Origin of the sequence: Planktothrix mougeotii LEGE 06226 (assembly GCF_015207485.1) — a bacterium.
Lineage (GTDB): Bacteria > Cyanobacteriota > Cyanobacteriia > Cyanobacteriales > Microcoleaceae > Planktothrix.
In genome coordinates, this window is the sequence record NZ_JADEWU010000057.1 from 1 (window position 1) to 15,150 (window position 15,150).

A 15,150-nucleotide genomic window follows, 5' to 3' on the forward strand; every position below is an offset into this window, starting at 1 on the left:
CAACTTAATAGTCCGAGTTACTTTTATCATGTTAACCATGATAACATAGGATTATTTACTCCGCCTAAAGGCGGGTATTCTACATCCCACGCTTGAAAGACGTGGGCTTTGAATACGGTTATTGTAAGAATTAAACATCTAGTTTCGCAGAAGTGACCCTATTTTGGGATTATAGCGATCGCACCTTACCAAACCAAACCTCCTTGTTACCCCCTAGTGTCAGGTGATGTTACAAAACTTTACATAAATTCCCCCTAAGTTTGCATAAAAAGAGAAAGATGGCTGCGTTACTGATTCAGTAAAAAGCACAGGTCTGGATTATGTTAAGCAACTTCCGCTCAAATGATAAAGCAGTTAATCCACGTTTGTCTAATCAGGCTAATATGAGGATCAACAGCCAAAAGCCTACTCGTAAGCAAAAAGAACTGTTAATCAACCCCCCTCTGCTTCTGAAAGCGTTAATGGGTGATGATTTATCAGATTGTGTCTGTTTAAATTTTTGGTATATTTATATCTTATCACAGACTCGGAGTTTTATGGATTATGAATTTGACCAACAACTTAAACAGTTAGCTAGTAAAGCTAAAAAAATTGATGATTTAAAGAGTAGAGAGCGTCAGAAAATTGTCAGTGATTTAATAGGTTTGATTCCTAAATCTGAAAAATTTCAAACCTTTCAAAATAAATATATTTCTGAGCATAGAGATATCTTACATGAAGCTCTTCATAACGCTTTTATTTCTTTGAATAAATCACTGACAAATTATGAAATTCGTGACGAACTTTTTATCTCGTGGTTTATCCAGATTTTGAACAATAAAATCAAGGATGAGTTTCGTAAAATCAAACGAGAACAAGAACAACTTAAAAAGGTACAAACAGAGATCATTAGTCCACCGGATGACTCTATGAGTCCTGGTCAAAAAATCAGAGAGATTATTACAGTTGACCCTGAAATCAAACTCCAAAAGAACGTCTCAATAGATTATCAAGACTGGCGAATTCAAACTCATCTTAACTTCTTTATTTTTGTATTTGAAGTTAATTCCTTAATCGGTTACTTTTTTCTCCGCCTGTCCTTAATTATTACTATCCAAAAAGTTTTATTACTAAGACTAGAGGGAAAATCTGCGAGAGAAATTGCTCTTGAGTTTGGTGTTAACACAAAAAATCCTCACTCGACCGCCTATCGTTGGATTGACTATTTGGAAAAGAGTGAGGAAAGAAAAGCTGAATTAAATCAATACATTGGTAGATATTTATCGGATTGGGAAGAAATTCGCCAAGAATATCTATAATAGAGAGACAAATTCATTCTAAGATTCAATAAAAAGAGGTACAATACCATGAAACATCTAACAGAAATGACTAAGGATTTAACGATTACCATTCTTTTAAGAAAGCGAGATTTTGATTTAGCTAAAAAGTTGAGTCAACAACATGAACACCCTCAAAAACAACAGCAAATTTATCTCAATACTTTAAGTAGATGCGCTATTCACTCTTATTGTCAATATCTTGATATTGAGACTAATTTTGATGAATTGTTTTTAGAAAATAATCGTACAGATTACTTCACTGATTATTTTATGGATGTATCTGATTTAACTTTAAAAGGTTGGGGGAAAGTTGAATGTCGTGCTATTTTACCCGATTCAGAATTTTGTTATATTCCTCCTGAAGCTTTTTCAGATAGAATTGGTTATTTCATCATTGAGATTGACGCAGAAAATTGGCAAGCTAATATCCTTGACTTTTTGGAGAAAGTCCCACAATCAGAAATAGATCTGAGTCAATTACACAGAAATCCTCAAACTTTTTTTGAAGCCTTGAGTTTATTGAATATTTGGAAACAGCTTAATCAACTACCTGATGTTTTAGCAAATGCTATTAACTCTTTAGAGCAAGAAACAAATCTAATTCAGCTACAGCAGTGGTTTTCAGGTGTTTTTGGCAATGGATGGCAACCTGAACAAAGAGCTTTAACGCTTAGTATTCAACCTGCTCGTAGCCTACAAGCAGCTAATACTGAACAGCCAGAAGTGAATGGAGCAAAAGTCATTCGTTTAGGGATGCAAATTCCTCAAGAAACCGTAATCTTAATTCTTCGACAAAAACAACTTAGCGAAGGAGAAATAGAAGTAAATTTACGGTTATATCCGTCTGCTGATGCAATGTATTTACCAGATGAAGTTAAACTGAGTGTATTAGATGAAACAGGTAATCCTATCCCTGAATTAGAAGCACAAGCGAGGGCTGATAATTGGTTACAACTTAAATTTACAGGTGAACCGGGAGATCAATTCAGTGTTAAAGTTAGTTTAGAAGAGAGTAGCATTACAGAAAACTTCTTGCTATAATTGTAGGGTGGAGTATACCCACCACCTCAGATCAATCTGATCACCATTCTCTTAAAATCATGACCCTAACAACTACCGAATACAAACATATTCAACTGAATGAAAATAATGTTCCGATTATTGCAGGAACAACCATGAAAGTAGTAGAATTAATGACTTCCGTAAAAGCCTACCAATGGACTCCAGAAGAATTACATGAAAACTACCCTCATGTTTCCCTGAGTAAAATTCATGCGGCGTTATCCTATTATTGGGATCATCAACAAGAACTTGATGCCGAAATGGAAAGAATCGAGCAATGGGTAGATAAAATGCGTCAAGAAACTGGCGAAACTCATATCGTCAAAGATTTAAGAGCCAAAGGATTAATTTAATGACTATTGCTTTGTATATGGATGAACAAGTTCCCAAAGCAATTACATTAGGATTACGTCAAAAAGGATTAAAACTATGAATATCACTATCCCCGATGAAATCTTAAAATCTGCTAAAATGTCAGAAGATGACATTAAATTAGAGTTAGCTATTTTACTTTATCAACAGAAAAAAATTAGCACAGGACAAGCTCGCCGTTTAGCAGGAATGCACTTAATTCAATTTCAAAAAGAAATGTCTAAAAGAGGGGTTTGTGTTAATTATGATGTTGAGGATTTTCAAGATGACATTGAAACCTTAAAAAGACTTGGTGAATTATGATTGTTGTCAGTAATACATCACCCATTACTAATCTTTGTGCCATTGGTAAACTTGAATTACTTCAAAATATCTATGGCAATATTATCATTCCTCAAGCTGTTTATAGTGAAATGGCAAATTTAGACTATGAAGTACCGGGTACAAAAGAAGTTAAAACTCTAGGTTGGATTGAAACTAAAACTGTTAGTAATTTAGCTTTAGTTGAACAGTGAAAAACGGAAATAGATCCAGGTGAATCAGAAGCGATCGCATTAGCCATTGAATTAAAAGCTGATTTACTGATCATAGACGAAAATCCAGGTAGGAATGCAGCTAAGATGTTAAATCTCAATTTGATTGGGATTTTAGGAATTCTTTTAATCGCTAAACAAAGAGGATTTATTGCCAATATAAAACCTGTTATGGATGATTTAATCAATCTAGCAGGGTTTCGCATTAATCCACAACTTTATGCTAATCTTTTAATAACGGCAGGTGAAATACCACCAACAGAGTAACCACAATGGGTAAATTAATTATTTTTAAAATTGGTGAAAGTGACATTAATCAAGGTTTTCCCATCTTACTTCAGATGGGAGAGGATGGCGCACCACCAGAAAAATTGTGTTAATCTTGTTCAATATATTGCTTTATAAAAGTAAATAATCATGAAAAAATGGGTCATCTTTGAATTTGGAAACGGAAGTTTTGAAAAGGGTTTTCCTGTCACTGTGAGTATTGGTACAGATGGTATTAAAGGAAGTGACCGTGATCTTAATAGTTTTTTACCGTCTGCACCTTCTTCTTTAACAAAAAAATTTTTAGATCAATGGAGAAAAGGTTTTGAAGATAATTTGGGTCGTCCTTTGAATCTGGCAATTAAACCAATAGCTTCCACTCAAGAAGTTAGTATTGAGCAACCACAATTTCCTAAGCTCAATGAACAATTAGAAAATTATGTCAAAACTTGGCTTAAATCTCAAGATGATAGCTGGAGTCAACTCATTACAACTTTATTAGTTGAATTACATAAAGATGATGAAATTCGAGTTATTATTCAAACAGATAATTATAATTTAAGACGACTTCCCTGGCACGTTTGGGAATTATTTAGTAAGTATTTTCCTCAAAGTGAATTTTCTTTTAGTCCATTAAAAAAAGAAAAAGTAACTAGAACATATAATAAATATGGCAAGGTTAAAATCTTACAAATTTTAGGTGAACCAGAGTTAGAAAAATCTCAAAAAGTTGATTACCAATCAGATATTAAAGCTGTTGAAAAATTAGGTGCTAAATTAGGTGCTGATCTTGAAATTCTGCCTCAGCCAAGTCACAAAGAGTTGATAAATAAACTTTGGGAAAAAGATTGGCAAATTATTTTTTATTCTGGACATAGTGATACTGAAGAAGCAGAAAATGAGATTAAAGGACGTTTATTCTTAGAAATTAATAAAAATCAAGAAAAAGAACTTATTAGCATTGATGAATTAAAAGAAACTTTCAGAGAGTTGATTTTAGTAAAAAAATCATTACAATTAGTAATTTTTAACTCTTGTCAAGGTTTAGGTTTAGCGAAGCAATTAGAAGATTTAGCTTTACCTCAAGTTATTGTGATGCGAGAAAAAGTACCTGATTTTGTAGCACAAATGTTTTTACAGGATTTCTTGACAGCATTTGCAGGAGGGGATGGACAGAGGTATTTACATGATGCTTTACGAGAAGCGAGAAAGAAAATACATGATAAATACAAAAATATTTATCCGGGTATTGCTTGGCTTCCTGTGATTTGTCAGCAGTATGCTGATGGAAAACCTTTGATCTTTAACGACTTACGACAAACTGGGCATGGTGATGGAGATGATGAGTTATTAAAATTATTAGGTGAACTTATTCAAGCTGAAAGAGCAAGAAAATTTCAATTAGTAATTCAGCTTGGTGAAAAACTTTTAAAAAGATATCCTCAAAATAAAATTGCTCGGATTAAAACTACTTTTGCTTATATACAGAGAATATTAAATTACTATAATCAAGGAAAATACGACGAAGCAATTCAAGATTGCGATCGCGCTATTTTATTAACTCCAGAAAATGCTGAAGTCTATTATCAATATGCTAGAGCATATCATCAAAAAAATGAGTGGGAAAAAGTGATCGAAAATTGCACTCAAGCTATCAGGCTGAAGAAAGAATCTGATTATTATTGGCAGCGTGGTAGAGCTTACTGTAATCAATCTAATTATGATCAAGCGATTAATGATGCTCAAACAGCTATTTCAATTAACAGAAAAATAGCTGACTACCATTATTTACTAGGTTTCATTTTTTACCAACAAGGCTTATCCATTCTATTAAAAGCTACGGAGCAAATTTTTAATATTTATGATCAAAAAAAATCCAATCAAGCGATTCAATTATATCGTCAAGGTATTAATGCTCTAAATGAAGCAATTAAAATTAATCCAAAAGTAGCTAACTACTTCTGGATTCGGGGTTTCTGCTACTTTGGCATTGGCGAAAATGATCAAGCTATTAATGATTTTCACAAGGCTAATCAACTTGATCCTAATTCCAAGACTTATGATTATAACTACTGGATTGGATTGAGCTATTTTAATAAGAAAAATTACGATTCAGCGATTTCGTACCTAAATTCTGCTATAGGTATTTTAAACGAATCAAAGAATCCAGATTATTACTATTACCTAAGTTATAGTTATTACAATCGTGATTATAGTTATGAACGTAACTATAATCAATGGTATAATTTATTAAGAAATTACCCCGATCTTAAAACCATTTTAATTTCTAACAATCCTCCTGAAAGTGACGTTAACATGGCAAAGCAAGCTATCAAAAAGGCAATTGACATAGAGGCAAAATGGCAGTATTCAGTATTAGAAAATCAGATTGAAGAACGAATTATAAAGGGTATGTCTGGGGATACTAACTATTAACTACTACTGTCAGAAACAATCTGATCATAACGTTCACGAGCATCAGCAGGTAATTCCTCAATTGGCATTTCAGTTACAGATACTTTGCGATTTGATTGTGAGCGAGAACCAATTTTACTTTTAGATGTTCTAACATGATTAATTTCTGCCAGAATATCTGTTTGCAAAACTTTTCTTTCCTCACCAATTCTTTCTACAGCGCAACTAGCTGAAGCAATTACCACATTTAAAATATCACCTCCTGCAAGTCCATCAGATACATCACCTAACCATTCTGGAGTTACATTATTATCTCTGGGAATTTCGGCAACTAATAGGTATTCCCAAAGCTTAATTCTACATTCTCGATCTGGTAATTCAAACTCAATATGACTTAAGATTCGACGAACAAATGCTTGATCATAATTACCAGCCAAATTAGTCGCAAAAATCACTACACCATCAAATTTATCTAATTCAAGTAACATTGTTGATCGACTAACATTGACACCATGATCGGCACTTTGAGTAACATTAGTTAATCTTTTACCTAAAATAGAATCAGCCTCATCAAAAAATAAAACAGCCTTAGTTTCTTTTGCTTTTTTAAAAGCAGCAGTAATATTTTTGGGTGTTTCACCTACATATTTTGATTCAATTTCAGCATAGTTAATCTTAATAATTTTTCGCTGAAGATAATGGGCGATCGCTTCTGCACAAAAACTCTTACCAGTACCAGGTAAACCAAACAAATTAATCGCCACTCGATTACCATGAGGATCAATTTTTTTCAAATTCCATTCATTATATAATATATCATGGAAACGCAAACGATTAAGTGTCGTTTCAATTCGATTTCGCACGGTGGCAGAGACAATTAAATCATCCATGCTTCTGATAGGTTTCTCAGCAATAAATGTCTCCATTCTTTCTAACCAAGAAAATCCTTTTTTAGCGGGTTTAGAAGGAGAAGGTTCATCAGTATTTTGATTCATTGATTTTGGTGGTTGTTGATTCCAAGAAGTGGGCATAGTGTTTCCTCAAAAAAGTAATTATTTAATCAAATAAATTTATTCAAGATATTCCATAATATCTTTTGTTAGATGACCCCTAGCTTCAAGTTCAGCAATTACATCAGGATCATCAATTTCATCTAGGTTATAAGTGGTTTCTGAAATCATTTTTGTTTCACCAAGGGGTTTAACTTTAACAAATATACGACTTCTAACAGCACCAATCACATTATCAAGCTCGATCCACGCATCCATTAGCATACTATTTTCCATGCCTTGCTCACGCAACCAAGCAGCAACTTGATCTCGAATCTCTCTCCAAAATCGTGCTATAAGAAACCCCATGATAACAGGAACAGCTATGGATACAGCAACGGCTAAAATGCGCCCCCAACTCATAAAAATCTCCTATACAGTTTGTGATTGTACCCAAGGAAAATCCCAATTTCGATAAGTCGTATTTCTGCCACTGCGAAGAAATTCTGAGCGAATAGATTCAGGTAAATTATCCCAATTTTGTTCAGTAGTAATTCTAAAAGATGTTTCATCCTCACATACTACATCAAGACAGACTTGGACATTAAGATTTCCAGCTTGGCGTGTAAAAGTTAAAGTAACTGAATTGATAGTTTCATTAATTAATGTTAGCAATTCTGGATTAGGTGTTTCTGTAAGAGTTTCTAAAATCTTTTCCACTGGTTGATGCAATTTTCTAGCTAGTATTTCTGCAAGTTCACGATCAACCCATTGGTCAATATCAGTACGATTAGCTTTTTCGGCTTCTTTAATTAAATGATCAAAGAACATAATTCCTCCGGTAACAACAATGCCAGCAATAATAATCCATAGATAACCACGCATTTTCATTTTTTAACCTCTTGTTTATGAATAAAATTAATTTTCATCTACCTGCCCATCTTAATCTTTTTTCTCTCTTCTAATAAAAGCCTCACGCACCTCATCAGGCAGATCACGATCATAAAAATCAATTTGTTCCTCTATTACCACTTTTGGGGCTTTATTAAATGTTATTTGTCTAACCCACTGAATAGGAGACATGATAATACTATCTAGGGTAGCAAAAGTTTGACGGACTATTGGAGCAAAAATAGGTGATTTTTCTTCAACCCAAGGAAATAAACTATCAAAAGCCCATTCTAAAACTCGCTTCCAAACAACTCTTTTCATTTTTTACCTCATTGTTTTATTGAGTAAAATTAATTTTCATAAGTCAAATCATCATCATCTTGTGCAAGTTCTTCATCTTGCATTTTTGTAATATCAAACTCAGTCATTTTTTCTTCCCTTCTAATAAAAGCTTGACGGACTTCGGGAGGCATTGATTCATCATAACAATCAACATCTTCTTCGGTTGTTACTTTTTTTGCTTTACGAACTGGCTCATTACTCTTAAGAACAGGAACCAACCAAGATGTAACTCTTCTCACCCATGTATCTGATGATTGTCTTTCAAATTGTAATACCTGTTTGAGTAAATATTGACGCACTTTTTCCCATGACTGTTTAACAGTTCTACGAGTAGGTGTACCGATATTATCCAGAATAGCAAAAGCTTCGCGCACTATAGGGGCGAGAGTTGGAATATTTACTTCAACCCAAGGAAATAAACTATCCAAAGCCCATTGTAAAACTCTATTCCAGAGAATGAAAGCTGCACCCGCAGAAATTGTTAACAATGCTGTAATTATAGCAATTACAATTCTCATAGTTTATTTCTCCTTTGGATATAACGTTATTGTTATTATGTTCATTTCTTCCTGCCTCAGTCGTTGTCCACGAATTTTAGATGGTAGTTCATCCCAATCTATTAAGTCTGGAATTTTTTTAACTTTACGTAAACCATCTTTAAAAAAGTAAATTTCTATTTTGCGGTTGTATATAAAACTATCCTCTGGCTCATAATGTATTATAATCGCAACAATTAATTCTTTGACATCTTCTATAAGTCTATCACCACCGATCGCACCATCTTCTAAAAGAGACAAATTTTTTTCTTCTAGGAGAATGTGTACCGCATTCAGACAAATAGGAAGGGGTTTCTGGAGATGATCCCGAATAAATTGGCCAATTGCTAGGTAAATCACCCTCTGCTCTCGCAAATTATCATCAGGTTCAGTCTCAGCAAATATTTCAGGTAGTTTTTCAGCCAAATTTTTAACAGGGTCAGATGCTTGAGAAAATGTTGTCCTGATACTACACCAAAAATCCCTCAAATCTTTATTTATAAACTCGATCAATTTGATACTAACCTGGTCAGAGTTCTCTGACAAAGAATCATTGTCCCTGTCCTTTTCATTCACGGTTTGTTCTCCATTATTAGCAATAGTTTTTTAAGTTATTATATTACTATAACACTAAATATAGCGAATACCAATATAAAAAAATCTTTTTTCATCCAAAATTTATCATAACAATTACCTATATTTACCTGATATAATTATGTCCAGATATCCGCTCCAAATCAGAATTTAACAGTCTTAAATTTCTACAAAAATAAATATTATCCTATACGTTTGTAGAGGTAAACAAAAGTTTACCTCTACAAATATTCACGAAATACCCCGAAACTCAATTGAAAGAAAACTAAGCAGAAACTTGATTGAATTCTTTCCGTAAATCGGACGCTTTAGGTGTATCTAAAAGACTACGGGAAGGATGATTGCGATGTTCAGGTTTGCCGCAGACTGGACAAGTTTCCTGACGTTGTGAAGTTAACCAAACGCTTTGATAAGCGTACTGTCCGGGGGTATTTCCAAATAGTTGAGGATAAAACCAGTAATCTGCATCCATTGATAAAGTTAGAAAAGTAAATCCTTTTTCAATAGCAGATTTAGCAAAGTTTTTCAAATTAGCTTCCGAGTCTTCAGGTAATAGTAAAGAGAGAGTTAGTTTGACGGCTACACTACTAACATGATGGATATCGGCTGCTAACGCCACTTCACCCATTAATCGACCTGTACCATAATCAACATTACGAGTTACTTTTCCGAAATTTTCTTCAGCTTGATGACGAATTGAAGTTGCACATAAATAACAAGGAGTTTGTTCAGGAATAGACAAAATTACTTCCCCACCTTTTGCACCTTCATAGATTCCTACAAATAGGGCAGGTTTGTTACAATGGTAGGCAAAATGATTGATCACTCGTTGTGCTTTTAATTCATCTGTTGTAGCTAGAATTAAATCAGATTCTTGAAATAATTGAGTTAATTCTATAGCTGAAAAATCAGTAATACTTTGGGGTTTGACTGTTAATTGCAGCAAGGGATTAATTTCTAACAAGTGATTTGCCAAAGCGTCAACTTTAAATTGTCCTATATCTTCAACTTTATAAGTAGTGCGACAGAGATTTGCTAATTCTACTTGTTCAGGATCAATTAACGTGAATGCACCCACACCACTGCGGGTTAAAATTTCTGCTAAATAAGAACCAACTGAACCTGTACCAACAATTAAGATCCGTTTTTTGATAATATCTTGAGTTAGGATTCCTTGAGAACGAGCAAAGAGAGCTTGTTGGATTTCTTCAGGGATTTGATTCATGGTTTTGTCCTTAAATTAGAGATGGTTTGAGGAAGTTAATCAGTTTGTAGTTGGATTTCATGCCTTGATGGGGCTAAAGCCCAACTACAAATAGTAAGTTTTTAAGCCTTAGCTAAAGAAGATTCTGAACATTCGGATGAGCCAATATTGTTCTTTTCTTCTATAATTTCTTCGGAGGCTAACTTTCCCTGAGTTTCAGTCTCCTGTCGAGATTTTTCTTGTCCTTCAATTACATCTTTGAGAGATTTAATTGCCACCCGTAACCGAGCTTGAGACGGGGTAGACATTAACCAGGGTAAACTGATTTCTTGGGTGTCTGTTTCAGGAAAAGTAACTAAAAGTCGCGGTGCATGAACGGGATGGGATAAACTAAAAAGAAATAGCAATTCTGTCCCATTTTTCAGGATAATTTTACCTGCGGGGATCGGATGACCTTCAAGGTTGGTTATAAAAAATTCAGGAGTTTTATTAATCCCAAAATCATAGCTGATTTGGGTTAACTCTTGTTGAATTTCCAAGGAAACAGTAGGAATTTGAGATGGGGTTGTAGGTAAACTGGTATGGAGACGATTTAATTCTTGATCAGAGATTTCTTGAACTTTGATGGGTTCAATTGTGACTCTGTTTCTTTGACGATATCCAGCATAAAATGAGATTTTACCATTAGCCAATTTTAATTCATGGTTTGAATATCCCCAGGGTTGGATTAAAGTGACAATCGGTGCGATAAAATATTCTAAGTGCGAGTTGATATTTAATCCTTCGAGAATGGCTTCTTCATCGGGGCCAGAAGGACGATCTAAACCCCCCGGATGGGAGTGAATTACTCCTTTTAATTCTAATCCTTGGGTCAATTCTAAACGTTGAACTTGTTGGGTAAGTTGGGGAGAAGGTAAATAACTAGCACCACTGGTAATTCCCTGAGAATCAAGGATAAAGTGGGTAATAATTGGTTTTCCAACTATTCCTAAAAGTGCGCCTCCTCGTTCAGGTTGATAACGAGCAATATCTCGTTCAATGTCGTCAATGACTGAGGTTGTGATGTATAACATGATGAGTTCAAAATTGTTGATTTTGGGACAAGACACAGGCAAGACACAGGCAAGTCACGGGCAAGTCACGGGCAAGACACAGGCAAGACACAGGCAAGACACAGGCAAGACACAGGCAAGATGCCTGTGCCACATTGTTTTGTTAGTAGTTATTGATTGAGAAGGGAAATTGTCCAGTGCGAGCAAAGATGCTAAAACCACTAGCCCAGAGAACGGATTTGGCGTAGGCTGATTCTAAGGTCGGCATTCCACCGCCATCTTGAAGACAGATACTTCCGTCATTAAAGAGGTGTGCATCGTGGACACCGTAGAGACCTGCAACTTCGGGGAAGACAACTAAAACCTGATATTGACTCCCATCGTTATAAGCAAAGAAAGTGAAGTCGTCTCCTAATTGACTGGTAATTTCGTAGAGCCAACCTGTGACCCCATTGTGATATAATTCACGGGTATTATTGGGGAGCTTTTGACTAACAGTTTGACGATCGCAAGTTAAACTAGCTGCAAATACTTTACCCGGAATCTTCGACTGATTAGGTTTTGGGTTAAGTGGATTGATGATAATATTTCCATTGTCGTCAACGTAAACATTACCACTACTATTATTTTGTTGATCGTTTAAAACTTGGTTTCTGAGCAGATTGAGATCGACGGGTTGAGACATAGCTTTAAGTTGGGTATTGATTGATTGCTATTCTTCTATCGCTATGTGATCTCAGATTTTAGGCAAAAATAGAGAAATCCAGTTAAAAATTTAGCCAACCCTGAGTAGGTTATATGAAATCTTTAAACGTTTGCTACACATCCCTATTGTGTAGAGACGTTGCATCGGTAGAGACGTTGCATGCAACGTCTCTACGTGGGGTTTAGGAAGCATCTATAGCATGGATTTCAGGGTTTCATATTATCCTGGTTCGGAGGAAGAACCAGAATAACCCACAATAACCCCCTTTGTATCTTCGTGTCTTTGTGGTTTCTTCTACAGTTAAAAAAAGCCAACTCTTGTTAAAGAAACCCGCTTTTTAATCCCCCCTTACTAAAAGGGAGTTAGAGGGGGACTAATGAATCAACTCAATTGCCCGTTTCGTCAACGCTTCCGAAGTAATGCCATTAAATGCCATTAATTCCCCAGCACTGGCGGTGGTTTCGCCCCGTTTCCAAGCAAAAGTATCCCGCTTAGAATTGCTGCGTAACATAATCGGTTCTAACATCAAACTTGAACCCCCTGTTACTCCAATTAACGCATCTCCAGCAAACAGTTGATTAAAGGTTTCATCACTGGCAAAATCGTTATCCGGTTCCGAACAAGTCTCGGATAAAACATCGTGAGAACGATATAAACGCCGAGGGTTAATAATAGAAACAATTCGCACTCCAATGCCTTCCGTTTCCAAAAATGCCGCCGCTTCAAACACCGGAATTAACGTCATATCCCCAATCACTGCAAACACAACGGTTTTATCCCCTGGGACTTCCTGTAATACAACAGCCCCATCTTTTAACCCTTGGCGAGTTTGTTTAAACGTCGTGCGGATGGGTAACGGAGACTTACTCGCGGTAATAATAATGCTCTTATTTTTGGTGGTTAAAGCCCAATCGTAGCACACTTGAATGCTATTGGCATCGGGGGGAAACACCGGGAAAACGTTACCACTTCGCATCATGGCGGCGAAATAAGCTTCAATTTCCGGCCGTTGGTGTGTCCAACCGTTGCGACCCTGTTCTAAGGCTCCTGCGGTGAATAAACAAACCGTTGAGGGGGTAGCACGTCGTAACTCGGCCATCGCTTGGGCTACTGTTTGCAAAATCGGAACGCCGTTAATGGCAAAAGATTCATAGGAACACCATAAAGTTCTCGCTCCTAATAACGATAATCCCACTGCTAAACCTGCACAAGCATCCTCGCTTAAAGGTTCATAAACTTGCCCTTGGGGTTGTTGGAAATAAGTATTATCCGTTGTTGGGTGAATAATCTTTAATCCTTGGTTAATATTGTTAATTCCCGAAGCGGCATTTCCATCAGCATTGGTCACAACAAAATGGGGATCTTTTTGCCCGACATGAACCACTAACGCCCCCATTGCTGTTGTGGCGACTTTCGGATCACCGCCAACCGGATATTCTTCTAAGGGTAATTCACCCAAATCCGATAAGTGGTAATCAAACTCAGTGACAACGGTTTTGGCAGCAGGGCCACCACTGGATCGTTCTAAATTGGTTCGTACTAATTCCCAAGCTGCGACAGGTAACGCCCGTTCTTTTAAAGCATTAACAATGTGGGGACTATCTAAAGTATCCCCTGGATAAAGGTTGTGAGATTTCGCGCCTCGTGCGTGAACCCCTGCCCCTTTCAATTGTTTAATAATAAACACGGTTAATTGACCCCCTAAAGCCGATTTTGCTGCTTTATCCATTGCCACTAAAATGGCTTGGGTAAATTCAATTCGTTTATTAATCGAAAAGGCGGTACTATCAACATAATTACCGGGTTGATTTTGATCATCAAACTCTTTAGCATCGACTAAAATAACTTCGGAAAATCCGTTACCTTTCCAATAGGCAATCATTTCTTCATTGGTTTTTGTCGAAACCATGCTATGATGTTCTTGGCTGTAACCGTTCCACACCAACACGGGTAAGAAATTGGTCACGTCAGGATAGGCGGTGTGGAAGTGCATCATGCTACTCATGGGGTAGGGTTCACCCATGCCCCCATCGCCGAGAGTGAACGGAAATAGGACATTTCGGTGTAACAACGCCCCCGCCATAGCAAAATGTTGTCCCTGTCCTAATGGCCCAGCAGGGTTGAGTAGACCCGGAATATAGCCGGAAAGGTGGCCGAGAAGTCCATGTTTTTCTCGAAAGCGATCGCGCAATTGTTGAACCGTGAAAATCCCCATATCCTCTAGGGAACGATCTAAGAAAACCGCGCTATAAAACCCAGGAGCATGGTGTCCCACTTCCGTCATAATATTTTTATGACCGAGCATCACTAACGCCGCATAAGCTTCTACACTAGAGGCAAATCCGCCAGGGTGTCCAGAGGCTTTACTCGCGGTAATTTGTAAGGTTAAATAACGCAGGGCATCGGCATAAAGTAAGGTTTGATAGGCTGCTGTGGCATCATGGGGATCAGAAATCGCTACACTATTTTCAGCAATAATTGGAGTTTTACCATAGCTGTCAAATTCGGGGAAACTCTCGCTAAAATATTGAATTCCTTGACAAAATTCGGGTATTGTTGTTGCTGTCATGTTTAATCCCTTTTCGGTCATTCTAATTTTTTGAGTTAAGATTTATTTTACAATTGGTTGTCACTAAAAATGATTATATTTTTCAACAGGGGAGATTAATGAAACTCATTGATTGTAATAAATAGATAGATCAGATATTAATATAGCAGTCCTAAATAGGTTGTAATATTTTATCGTAGGGGTTGGGTCTCCCAACCCTCTTTGCACCTGGGTTGGGAGACCCAACCCCTACAGGTTTTAATCACAAATCATTTAGACTTGCTATAAATTGTACAAAAGTTAAAAATCAGTCTGTTATT

Annotated in this window: 17 protein-coding genes; 7 read left to right on the forward strand and 10 right to left on the reverse strand. The window is 36.3% G+C overall.

Going from position 1 to position 15,150, the window contains the following annotated elements:
* Positions 1-320: 320 nt before the first annotated feature.
* The 7 genes from IQ236_RS19690 to IQ236_RS19715 all read left to right on the forward strand — a co-directional run bounded on the left by IQ236_RS19690 (position 321) and on the right by IQ236_RS19715 (position 5,989).
* Positions 321-1,298 carry an RNA polymerase sigma factor gene (locus IQ236_RS19690; RefSeq protein ID WP_193870865.1) on the forward strand — a complete coding sequence of 326 codons (978 nt, stop codon included), beginning with the start codon at positions 321-323 and terminating at the stop codon, positions 1,296-1,298.
* 48 nt (positions 1,299-1,346) lie between these two features.
* Positions 1,347-2,360 carry a DUF1822 family protein gene (locus IQ236_RS19695; RefSeq protein ID WP_193870866.1) on the forward strand — a complete coding sequence of 338 codons (1,014 nt, stop codon included), beginning with the start codon at positions 1,347-1,349 and terminating at the stop codon, positions 2,358-2,360.
* A 59-nt stretch (positions 2,361-2,419) separates the two neighbouring features.
* Positions 2,420-2,734 (forward strand): DUF433 domain-containing protein, encoded by a 315-nt coding sequence (locus tag IQ236_RS19700; RefSeq protein ID WP_193870867.1) that lies wholly within the window; start codon positions 2,420-2,422, stop codon positions 2,732-2,734.
* Positions 2,735-2,810: 76 nt separating this feature from the next.
* Complete coding sequence (locus IQ236_RS19705; RefSeq protein ID WP_193870868.1) at positions 2,811-3,056, forward strand: UPF0175 family protein; 246 nt, start codon at positions 2,811-2,813, stop codon at positions 3,054-3,056.
* Entirely contained in the window at positions 3,053-3,268 is a 216-nt protein-coding gene (locus IQ236_RS27850; protein ID WP_228041755.1) for a hypothetical protein, read from the forward strand. Before IQ236_RS19705 ends, IQ236_RS27850 begins: the two co-directional genes overlap by 4 nt.
* 105 nt (positions 3,269-3,373) lie before the next feature.
* A complete protein-coding gene (locus IQ236_RS27855; protein ID WP_228041756.1) occupies positions 3,374-3,553 on the forward strand; it encodes a DUF3368 domain-containing protein in 180 nt (59 codons plus the stop codon).
* Between the two features lie 150 nt (positions 3,554-3,703).
* On the forward strand, positions 3,704-5,989 hold the full coding sequence (locus IQ236_RS19715) for a CHAT domain-containing tetratricopeptide repeat protein (RefSeq protein ID WP_193870869.1): 2,286 nt from the start codon (positions 3,704-3,706) through the stop codon (positions 5,987-5,989).
* Here the strand turns inward: IQ236_RS19715 and IQ236_RS19720 are convergent.
* From IQ236_RS19720 to IQ236_RS19765, 10 genes are all read right to left on the reverse strand, one after another.
* Positions 5,986-6,999: an ATP-binding protein gene (locus IQ236_RS19720; protein WP_193870870.1), complete on the reverse strand. Its 1,014-nt coding sequence runs from the start codon at positions 6,997-6,999 to the stop codon at positions 5,986-5,988. The two genes, IQ236_RS19715 and IQ236_RS19720, sit on opposite strands and share 4 nt — an antisense overlap.
* Before the next feature lie 39 nt (positions 7,000-7,038).
* Positions 7,039-7,380 (reverse strand): hypothetical protein, encoded by a 342-nt coding sequence (locus tag IQ236_RS19725; protein WP_193870871.1) that lies wholly within the window; start codon positions 7,378-7,380, stop codon positions 7,039-7,041.
* Positions 7,381-7,389: 9 nt separating this feature from the next.
* The gene (locus tag IQ236_RS19730; protein ID WP_193870872.1) at positions 7,390-7,848 is read right to left on the reverse strand and encodes a hypothetical protein; all 459 of its coding nucleotides are present in this window, start codon (positions 7,846-7,848) and stop codon (positions 7,390-7,392) included.
* A gap of 51 nt (positions 7,849-7,899) precedes the next feature.
* Entirely contained in the window at positions 7,900-8,169 is a 270-nt protein-coding gene (locus tag IQ236_RS19735) for a hypothetical protein (protein ID WP_193870873.1), read from the reverse strand.
* A 29-nt stretch (positions 8,170-8,198) separates the two neighbouring features.
* Positions 8,199-8,708: a hypothetical protein gene (locus IQ236_RS19740; protein ID WP_193870874.1), complete on the reverse strand. Its 510-nt coding sequence runs from the start codon at positions 8,706-8,708 to the stop codon at positions 8,199-8,201.
* A gap of 3 nt (positions 8,709-8,711) precedes the next feature.
* A complete protein-coding gene (locus IQ236_RS19745) occupies positions 8,712-9,302 on the reverse strand; it encodes a hypothetical protein (protein WP_193870875.1) in 591 nt (196 codons plus the stop codon).
* Between the two features lie 283 nt (positions 9,303-9,585).
* Complete coding sequence (locus IQ236_RS19750; RefSeq protein WP_193870876.1) at positions 9,586-10,545, reverse strand: HesA/MoeB/ThiF family protein; 960 nt, start codon at positions 10,543-10,545, stop codon at positions 9,586-9,588.
* A gap of 101 nt (positions 10,546-10,646) precedes the next feature.
* On the reverse strand, positions 10,647-11,597 hold the full coding sequence (locus IQ236_RS19755) for a Mov34/MPN/PAD-1 family protein (RefSeq protein ID WP_193870877.1): 951 nt from the start codon (positions 11,595-11,597) through the stop codon (positions 10,647-10,649).
* 142 nt (positions 11,598-11,739) lie between these two features.
* On the reverse strand, positions 11,740-12,261 hold the full coding sequence (locus IQ236_RS19760) for a hypothetical protein (RefSeq protein ID WP_193870878.1): 522 nt from the start codon (positions 12,259-12,261) through the stop codon (positions 11,740-11,742).
* Positions 12,262-12,655: 394 nt separating this feature from the next.
* Positions 12,656-14,851, reverse strand: coding sequence for a phosphoketolase family protein (locus tag IQ236_RS19765; RefSeq protein WP_193870897.1), 2,196 nt, complete (start codon positions 14,849-14,851; stop codon positions 12,656-12,658).
* Positions 14,852-15,150: the final 299 nt, after the last annotated feature.

Excerpts from the sequence above, each read along its gene's own strand:
- IQ236_RS19690 (WP_193870865.1), top strand. The coding sequence starts at position 321 with ATGTTAAGCAACTTCCGCTCAAATGATAAAGCAGTTAATCCACGTTTG.
- IQ236_RS19700 (WP_193870867.1), top strand. The coding sequence starts at position 2,420 with ATGACCCTAACAACTACCGAATACAAACATATTCAACTGAATGAAAAT.
- IQ236_RS19755 (WP_193870877.1), bottom strand. The coding sequence starts at position 11,597 with ATGTTATACATCACAACCTCAGTCATTGACGACATTGAACGAGATATT.
- IQ236_RS19760 (WP_193870878.1), bottom strand. The coding sequence starts at position 12,261 with ATGTCTCAACCCGTCGATCTCAATCTGCTCAGAAACCAAGTTTTAAAC.
- IQ236_RS19765 (WP_193870897.1), bottom strand. The coding sequence starts at position 14,851 with ATGACAGCAACAACAATACCCGAATTTTGTCAAGGAATTCAATATTTT.
- IQ236_RS19705 (WP_193870868.1), top strand. The coding sequence starts at position 2,811 with ATGAATATCACTATCCCCGATGAAATCTTAAAATCTGCTAAAATGTCA.
- IQ236_RS19720 (WP_193870870.1), bottom strand. The coding sequence starts at position 6,999 with ATGCCCACTTCTTGGAATCAACAACCACCAAAATCAATGAATCAAAAT.
- IQ236_RS19735 (WP_193870873.1), bottom strand. The coding sequence starts at position 8,169 with ATGAAAAGAGTTGTTTGGAAGCGAGTTTTAGAATGGGCTTTTGATAGT.
- IQ236_RS19750 (WP_193870876.1), bottom strand. The coding sequence starts at position 10,545 with ATGAATCAAATCCCTGAAGAAATCCAACAAGCTCTCTTTGCTCGTTCT.
- IQ236_RS19725 (WP_193870871.1), bottom strand. The coding sequence starts at position 7,380 with ATGAGTTGGGGGCGCATTTTAGCCGTTGCTGTATCCATAGCTGTTCCT.
- IQ236_RS27855 (WP_228041756.1), top strand. The coding sequence starts at position 3,374 with ATGTTAAATCTCAATTTGATTGGGATTTTAGGAATTCTTTTAATCGCT.
- IQ236_RS27850 (WP_228041755.1), top strand. The coding sequence starts at position 3,053 with ATGATTGTTGTCAGTAATACATCACCCATTACTAATCTTTGTGCCATT.
- IQ236_RS19695 (WP_193870866.1), top strand. The coding sequence starts at position 1,347 with ATGAAACATCTAACAGAAATGACTAAGGATTTAACGATTACCATTCTT.
- IQ236_RS19730 (WP_193870872.1), bottom strand. The coding sequence starts at position 7,848 with ATGAAAATGCGTGGTTATCTATGGATTATTATTGCTGGCATTGTTGTT.
- IQ236_RS19740 (WP_193870874.1), bottom strand. The coding sequence starts at position 8,708 with ATGAGAATTGTAATTGCTATAATTACAGCATTGTTAACAATTTCTGCG.
- IQ236_RS19715 (WP_193870869.1), top strand. The coding sequence starts at position 3,704 with ATGAAAAAATGGGTCATCTTTGAATTTGGAAACGGAAGTTTTGAAAAG.